At 70.4% G+C, this 5204-nt stretch carries 5 protein-coding genes; 1 reads left to right on the top strand and 4 read right to left on the bottom strand.

Annotation, left to right across the window (positions count from 1 at the left end):
• Window positions 1-184 precede the first annotated feature (184 nt).
• Window positions 185-517, bottom strand: coding sequence for a hypothetical protein (locus ACFQS9_RS18290; RefSeq protein WP_378407242.1), 333 nt, complete (start codon window positions 515-517; stop codon window positions 185-187).
• Between the two features lie 219 nt (window positions 518-736).
• On the opposite strand from ACFQS9_RS18290, the gene ACFQS9_RS18285 reads away from it, so the two are divergent.
• A complete protein-coding gene (locus ACFQS9_RS18285) occupies window positions 737-1075 on the top strand; it encodes an RNA polymerase-binding protein RbpA (protein ID WP_378407240.1) in 339 nt (112 codons plus the stop codon).
• A gap of 92 nt (window positions 1076-1167) precedes the next feature.
• On the opposite strand, the gene ACFQS9_RS18280 is transcribed toward ACFQS9_RS18285, so the two are convergent.
• From ACFQS9_RS18280 to ACFQS9_RS18270, 3 genes are read right to left on the bottom strand one after another with little or no spacing between them, the layout of a single operon-like run.
• A complete protein-coding gene (locus ACFQS9_RS18280; protein ID WP_378407238.1) occupies window positions 1168-1950 on the bottom strand; it encodes a polyprenol monophosphomannose synthase in 783 nt (260 codons plus the stop codon).
• Between the two features lie 53 nt (window positions 1951-2003).
• On the bottom strand, window positions 2004-3629 hold the full coding sequence (gene lnt / locus ACFQS9_RS18275) for an apolipoprotein N-acyltransferase (protein WP_378407236.1): 1626 nt from the start codon (window positions 3627-3629) through the stop codon (window positions 2004-2006).
• Complete coding sequence (locus ACFQS9_RS18270; RefSeq protein ID WP_378407234.1) at window positions 3619-5199, bottom strand: amidohydrolase; 1581 nt, start codon at window positions 5197-5199, stop codon at window positions 3619-3621. The genes lnt and ACFQS9_RS18270 overlap by 11 nt, the downstream gene beginning before the upstream one ends.
• Window positions 5200-5204: the final 5 nt, after the last annotated feature.

The raw sequence follows: 5204 nt of genomic DNA, 5'->3' as shown, positions 1-5204 counted from the left end.
CGCACTCCCCAAGCGAGTAGACAAAACTCGAAGGATGTATTCGGCGCTGTTGCGCACTATTTTGTATGTCCGTATTTGTGTCGGCCGCGTTACACAGACTATCGGCCGCGGACTGCTATTGTCGTCCGTTTCAGGCTTCGGTTACGCGCACCCGTGTGTGGCTGCGCATCGGCGCCGCCCCGTGTCAGCGGAAGCGCTCGGCCTCGCGCGCGAGCTGTACGAGCCGCTCGCACAGCGACAACAGTTCCGACCGCTCGGCGCCCTCTGCTGCCGCGGTCTCGACGTCCTCCGCGGCACAACGGACCTCGAACATGCGGTCCACGAGCGCGGCAGCCTCATCGGCGGTCAGGACCACGGCGTCGGCGGGAATAGAGGTGCCCTTGACCGCGCTGCGCTGTTCGTACGCCCGCTGCCGGCAGGACTGGCGGCAATAGCGGCGGCGGCGTCCGATGCCGACGTCGGCGACCTCGCGTCCGCACCACACGCACGAATCGGGTCTGCGAGAGGGGCCTGCCACGGTCGGTTACCTTACTGCTCCCCCGGGTGGCGCCGTGCCGGACGGGCGCTGCTGTGCCGTTCGTCGTTCGCCAGCCGGTAAGATGGGGCGGTTGCGTCTGTGCGACGCCCGGGAACCATTCCAGCGTCCGTGGCGTTGAAGATGAGTGAATGCCTGCTGATCGGTGAGTTCCTGCCGATCCAGCGCGCTCGCGTGCCGACCTAGGGAGAGGACACCACCATGGCAGATCGCGTACTTCGAGGTAGTCGACTCGGAGCGGTGAGCTACGAGACCGATCGCGACCACGACCTGGCGCCTCGCCGCATGGCCCGGTACCGCTGCGACAACGGCGAAGAGTTCGACGTCCCCTTCTCCGATGATGCCGAGATCCCCGGCACCTGGCTCTGCAAGAACGGGCTGGAGGGCACGCTGCTCGAGGGGACCGCGCCGGAGGCCAAGAAGGTCAAGCCCCCGCGTACCCACTGGGACATGCTGCTCGAGCGCCGTTCCGTCGAGGAGCTCGAGGAGCTGCTCAAGGAGCGTCTGGACCTGCTGAAGACCAAGCGACGCGGAGCGTAGCGGAGCCGGCGCCTGAGACGCCGCGCCAGAATGCATCAACGCCGCCCCCGGGGATTTCCCCGGGGGCGGCGTTGTCGTATCCGATGCCGTGCTTACTTCCCGATCAGCGCCTTCACCTTGTTCCAGCGGTTGCGCATGCCCCAGACGGTGACCTTGAGCAACGCCTCCTGCACGATGTTGCCGTCCATCTTGGACTCGCCGAATTCGCGTTCGGTGAACGTGATCGGCACCTCCACCATGGTGAACCCGTGCTGGATCGCGCGCCACGCGAGGTCGACCTGGAAGCAGTAGCCGTGCGACTCGACGGCGTCGAGGTCGAGCGCCTCGAGCACCTCGCGCCGGTAGGCGCGGAAGCCGCCGGTGATGTCCTTGATCTTCACGCCCAGCGCCAGCCGGGAGTAGATGTTGCCGCCGCGGGAGAGGAACTCGCGTCGCTTGGGCCAGTTGACCACGGAGCCGCCGGGCACGTACCGCGAGCCTGCGACCACATCGGCGCCCGCGTCGATCTTGTCGAGCAGCCGGTGTAGCTGCTCGGGGGCATGGCTGCCGTCCGCGTCCATCTCGACGATGACGCGGTAGTCACGCTCCAGGCCCCACTTGAAGCCGGCGATGTAGGCTGCGCCGAGGCCGTTCTTCTCGGTCCTGTGCATGACGTGGATCCGGCCCTCGGCGTCGGCGTCGGCGTCGGCCAGCTTGTCCGCCAGCTCCCCGGTACCGTCCGGGCTGCCGTCGTCGGCGACGAGCACATGCGTGTTCGGCAGCGCGGCGTGCAGGCGGCCGATGATCAGGCCGATGTTCTCCCGCTCGTTGTACGTCGGAATGATCACCAAGGTGTGCGCGCTCGGCGTGTCCCCGTTGGGCGTACCCGCTGCCATCTTGATCCTCCCTGCCAGCCGAGGCTGGTTCCTTCGTGATGCGTCCGCCGCCGTCAATTGATCGGCGCGGCCGACCGCCGCCGTCGCACGAGCGCGACGGCGAGGGCCAATGCGGCACCGACACAGAGAACGATCTCCGGAATCGGGCCGAGTCGAGTAGCCAGCGTAGTGGAGGCGCGAAGTGGGACCTCCGCGACAAGCGCCGTTGGCACGAAAAGTGACGAAGATTCCTGTATCGACCCGTCGGGGGCGACGATCGCGCTGACGCCGGAAGTGGCCGCCACCACAACGACGCGCCCGTGTTCGACCGCCCGCACCCGCGACATCGCCAGCTGCTGGTATGTCATCTCGGTGTCCCCGAAGGTCGCGTTGTTGGTGGGGACGGCGATCAACTGGGCGCCGGCCCGGACCGCCTCGGTGAGCGCCCGGTCGAACGCCACCTCGTAGCAGGTCGCCACGCCGACCGGGATCCCGCCGGCGGTCACCACCCCGTCGCCGTCGCCCGGCACGAAGTTGCCCGCCTGGTCCGCATACGAGGAGAAGTGGCGGAAGAACCCACGGTAGGGCAGGTACTCGCCGAACGGTTGGATGATCTTCTTGTCGTGGCGGTCCTGGGGCCCATCGGCGCCGTCCCAGACGATCACCGAGTTCGTGGTGGTCCGGTCGCCGTTCACCAGCACGGCGCCGACGAGGATCGGCGCGCCGACCGCCCGCGACGCCGCGTCGATGGCGTCGGCCGCGTCGGCGTTGCGTAGCGGATCGATGTCCGAGGCGTTCTCCGGCCAGATCACCAGGTCGGGTTGCGGCGAGGTGCCCGCCCGGACGTCCTCGGCGAGGGCGAAGGTCTCCCGGACGTGATTGTCGAGCACCGCTCGACGCTGGGCGTTGAACTCGAGTCCAAGGCGCGGGACGCTGCCCTGGATCGCGGCCACGACGATCGTGCGGTCGCCCGCCGCGTCGTCCACCGACTCCATGCCGGGAACAGTGGGCCACAGCGCCGCGGCGAGAACGGGCATGGCGAGGGTGCACGCGCCTGCGGCGAGCCAGTCCCTGGCGGGGAGCCGGCGGATGAGCGCCACCGTCAGCGCCGCGATTCCGGTACCGGTCAGCGCGACCGCGAATCCCAGCAGCGGGGCACCGCCGACCCCGGCGAGCGACAGCAGCAGGCCGTCGGCCTGCCCGAACGCGAGCCTGCCCCACGGAAACCCGCCGAAGGGCACGCTCGACCGCAGCCATTCGGTCAGCGTCCACGCGCACGCGATCCACAGCGGCGCCAGCGGCAGCCGGGCGAGGATGACGGCGAGGACGCCGAACAGCCCGAAGAACACGGCCTCCGCGGTGGACAGTGCGAGCCAGGGTCCCGGCCCGACGTACTCCCCCACCCAGGGCAGCAGCGGCAGCAGGAACCCGAGACCGGCGAGGAACGCGTATCCGAAGGCACCCCGCAGGCGCAACGGTGGCCGACTTCCCGCCTCCGGCGCGCGATCACGCGCGCCGAACCGCGTCAGGACCAGGACGAGCAGGGCGATGCCGAAGGGAGCGAGGAACCACAGCGGTCGCGGCGGGAAGCTGGCGAACAGCAGCCCGCCCGATCCGAACGCCAGGACACAATCGCGCAGCGTCGACCATCGGGGCTTGCGGGATCGGGTCTGGGTCGAGGCGGCCACCTCAACGCTCATAGATGGTCTCCCCGCGGTGAACGGTTTTCAGGCACACCGGGTTCGGGGACTCGGGCTCGAGGTGGGGCAGCGCGGGCACCCGGGACCGTGGATCGGTCGACCACCGCTGGACGGAGTCCTTGGCGGCGGTGACCACCAGCTCGCCCGCCTCCCAGATGGCGTACGAGGCGGGTGCGCCGGGGACCAGCGTGCCCGCGAGGCCGTCGCGGACGCCGCCTGCCCGCCACGCCCCGCGGGTCGCGGCGGAGAAGGCCGCACGCGGCGAGACACCGCTGCCTTCGGTCCGGTGGTTGACCGCGGCCCTGAGCATCGCCCACGGGTCGACGGGAGTCACCGGGGCGTCGGATCCGAATGCCAGCGACACCCCGGCCGCAGCCATCGCGGCGAACGGGTTGAGACCCGCGGCCCGGGTCTGCCCGAGGGCCTGGGCGTAGAGCCCGTGGTCGCCGCCCCAGAGCGCGTCGAACACCGGCTGGACGCTGGCGACCACCCCGAGCGAACCGAGCGCGGTCGCCTGTTCGGCGGTGATCATCTCGACGTGCTCGAGCCGGTGTCCGCACGCGGCGACCGCGGGCCCACCGAGTTCGGAGGCCACCCGCTCGAACGCCTCGATCACCGTGGCGACGGAGGCGTCACCGATCACGTGGAAGCCGGCTTGGACACCGGCCTCGGTGCAGGCCCGCAGGTGCGCGGTGATCGCGTCGACGTCGAGGTAGGCGTTGCCGGTGTGCGGGCGATCGGCGTACGGCTCGTGCAGCCAGGCCGTGCGGGACCCGATCGCGCCGTCGACGAAGAGGTCGCCACCGAGACCGGCCGCCCCCGTCTCGGCGAGCAGTGCGGTCGCCTCGGCCGCGGTCCGGACCGGCTCTCCCCAGTAGGCCCGAACCTCGACCCCGTGCGGGTGTGCGAGCAGTTCGCTCAGGTCTTCGCGGCCGGAGATGTCGGGGCCCGCGCACTCGTGGACCGCGACGATCCCGTTGGCGGCCGCGCTGTCGAGGGCGGCGGTCCGGGCCCGCGCCCGCTGCGTCGCGGTGAGCAGTTCCCTGGCCGCCGCGCGGACCCGATGGTGCTCGTCCGCGGTGACCGGGGCCTCGGCCTCGTCGACACCGCCCGCGCGGCGCAGCAACGACGAAGCGGCGGCGGAGTGGACGTCGATTCGCGCCAGGTACACCATTCGCCCGGGTGCCACGGCATCGAGTTCCGTGGTGGTCGGGGCGCCCGGCTCGTCGGTCCAGAGGGTCTCGTCCCAGCCGTGCCCCCAGATGACGGCGTCGTCGTGTTCCTCGGCGTAGCGCCGAACCAGGTCGAGGCATTCGCGGCGCGATCGGGCGCCGGTCAGGTCGAGGCCGGTGAGCATCAGTCCGAGCGCGGTGACGTGGACATGGGTGTCCACGAAGGCCGGTGTCACGAAGGCGCCGTCCAGTTCGATGATCTCGGCGTCGGGATGCAGCGCGCGGCCGGGTCGGTCCTCGCCGACCCACACCACGGTGCCATCGGTCACGGCCATCGACGTCGCATCCGGTGCGGCGGGGCTGTAGATGCGACCGCCGACCAACAATTGGGTACCCACGGGGG

Source organism: Rhodococcus daqingensis (genome assembly GCF_042665615.1).
Taxonomy (GTDB): domain Bacteria; phylum Actinomycetota; class Actinomycetes; order Mycobacteriales; family Mycobacteriaceae; genus Rhodococcus_G; species Rhodococcus_G daqingensis.
The sequence above is the reverse complement of the archived record's forward strand: the minus strand, read 5'-3'. Positions and strand labels throughout refer to the sequence as shown.

Coding starts and splice junctions, on each gene's coding strand:
- ACFQS9_RS18280 (WP_378407238.1), bottom strand. CDS start 1,950: ATGGCAGCGGGTACGCCCAACGGGGACACGCCGAGCGCGCACACCTTG.
- lnt (WP_378407236.1), bottom strand. CDS start 3,629: ATGAGCGTTGAGGTGGCCGCCTCGACCCAGACCCGATCCCGCAAGCCC.
- ACFQS9_RS18285 (WP_378407240.1), top strand. CDS start 737: ATGGCAGATCGCGTACTTCGAGGTAGTCGACTCGGAGCGGTGAGCTAC.